This is a genomic window from Halioglobus sp. HI00S01 (genome assembly GCF_001635445.1).
Classification (GTDB): domain Bacteria; phylum Pseudomonadota; class Gammaproteobacteria; order Pseudomonadales; family Halieaceae; genus Halioglobus; species Halioglobus japonicus.
The window spans coordinates 1-220 of sequence record NZ_LWEE01000007.1; the positions used below are offsets into that span (position 1 = coordinate 1).

At 53.6% G+C, this 220-nt stretch carries 1 protein-coding gene; it reads left to right on the plus strand.

Going from position 1 to position 220, the window contains the following annotated elements; all coding sequences use genetic code 11:
- A partial coding sequence (locus A3709_RS01970) for an SLC13 family permease (protein ID WP_197484043.1) occupies positions 1-220 on the plus strand: 220 nt, incomplete at both ends.

Below are 220 nucleotides of genomic sequence, written 5' to 3' on the forward strand. Positions count from 1 at the left end.
ATCCCTCTGTCCTATGCCGCCATACTGGGCGGTACGATGACCCTCATCGGCACCTCAACCAACCTGATTGTCAGCAGTTTCCTGGAAGATGCTACCGGCGAGGGGCTGGCGTTTTTCGACTTCTTCCTGGTGGGCCTGCCTGTCACATTGATCGGATTAGTGGTCATTGTATTTAGTTCTAGATTGCTGCCGAGCAGCAGCGCCGAGCAAATCGATATCA